The organism is Pontitalea aquivivens, from assembly GCF_046507575.1.
Lineage (GTDB): Bacteria > Pseudomonadota > Alphaproteobacteria > Rhodobacterales > Rhodobacteraceae > Pontitalea > Pontitalea aquivivens.
Window position 1 is genome coordinate 1 of sequence record NZ_JBKFEY010000077.1, and the last position, 1,438, is coordinate 1,438.

Here is a 1,438-nt window from a genome sequence, read left to right on the forward strand (position 1 = left end):
GCGAGAAGGCCATTCGGTGAACCACAAGAAGACGCAACGGATCTACCGTGAGGAAGGCCTGTCCGTGCGAAAGCGGAAGGGCCGCAAGAAGGCCAGTGGCACACGCGCACCCTTGCTGAGCGTGGTCATGCCGAATGCACGCTGGTCTGTCGATTTCGTCCATGACCAGTTCGCGCATGGTAGGCGCTTCCGCATCTTCAACGTCATCGACGATGTAACGAAGGAGTGCCTGGCTGCGGTCGTCGATACCTCCATCTCAGGTCGCCGCGTTGCAAGGGAACTCACAACGTTGATTGAGCGGCGCGGCAAGCCTGGACTCATCGTCAGCGACCACGGCACGGAGTTCACTTCCAATGCGATGCTGGCCTGGAGCGAAGACGCAGGGGTGCCTTGGCACTTCATCGCACCGGGAAAGCCCATGCAGAACGGAATCTGCGAAGCCTTCAATTCCAAGATGAGGGACGAACTCTTGAATGAGACGCTGTTTTTTGGCCTCGACCACGCACGATCTGCCGTCGCGCGCTGGGTCGCTGATTACAACGCAACCAGGCCGCACTCCGCGCTCGGCTATCTCACACCCGCAGCCTATGCTGCCAAACTCACCGCAATGGGCGACCGGCTTCTCGAAACGGAAACGCTCCGCCGCTCGCCCATTGCTCACAACGCGCAACCGCGCCAATTTCAACCATCGGCTCTGGTTTCAGGTGGATGAGTAAAGGGGGTCAGAGCACACCGATCTCGTCTTTGTCACACCACTTTATTGGTATTCTCTGCCGACCGACGCGAAGTTGTATTTGGATTACTGGAGTAAGTGGCTGCGTATTAAGGAAGTCAATTTCCGAGCTGCTATGACAGGCAAGACACTATGGGGCGTATGTGTCATGGCTGATAAGGACGCAAATAAGGCACGCCCGCTGGCTTTGACCCTCGAAACGATTTCAACATACATGAAAATGAATAATGGCGGCATTCTATATGGCAACGGCAGTAGGGGGTCTGCTGCCGGACGGTGCTAAATCCTACGCTAAGCCGATAAAACGCGCCTTCCGTGGTCCCTGAGGTTTCCGTTGGCATCGACGTAGCGATAGAGGGTTACCGGTTTGACACCCAGCTCGGCCGCGAGGGCGGCGACTGAAGTGTCCCTGTTTGACATGGCCGCTTGGGCCAGGCGGACCTGAGCCTTGGTCAGTGCGAACTTCCTTCCGCCTTTTCGACCGCGCGCCCGGGCGGCTGCGAGACCTGCCATGGTGCGTTCCCGGATCAGGTCGCGCTCGAACTCCGCCAGGGTCGCGAAGATGCCGAAGATCATGCGACCGGCCGAGGTGGTGGTGTCGATTTCAGTGCCTTGACCAGTCAGCACGCGCAGGCCGATGCCTCGATCCGACAGGTCACGCACGGTGTTGACCAGGTGGGTCAGCGTGCGCCCGAGCCTGTCCAG

The 1,438-nt window shown here is 58.8% G+C and carries 2 protein-coding genes; one reads left to right on the top strand and one right to left on the bottom strand.

Going from position 1 to position 1,438, the window contains the following annotated elements:
* Positions 1-712 (top strand): IS3 family transposase (locus ACK8OU_RS20145; protein WP_410305114.1); only part of this gene is annotated, 712 nt, incomplete at its 5' end.
* A 312-nt stretch (positions 713-1,024) separates the two neighbouring features.
* Here the strand turns inward: ACK8OU_RS20145 and ACK8OU_RS20150 are convergent.
* Positions 1,025-1,438 (bottom strand): recombinase family protein (locus tag ACK8OU_RS20150; protein WP_410305115.1); only part of this gene is annotated, 414 nt, incomplete at its 5' end.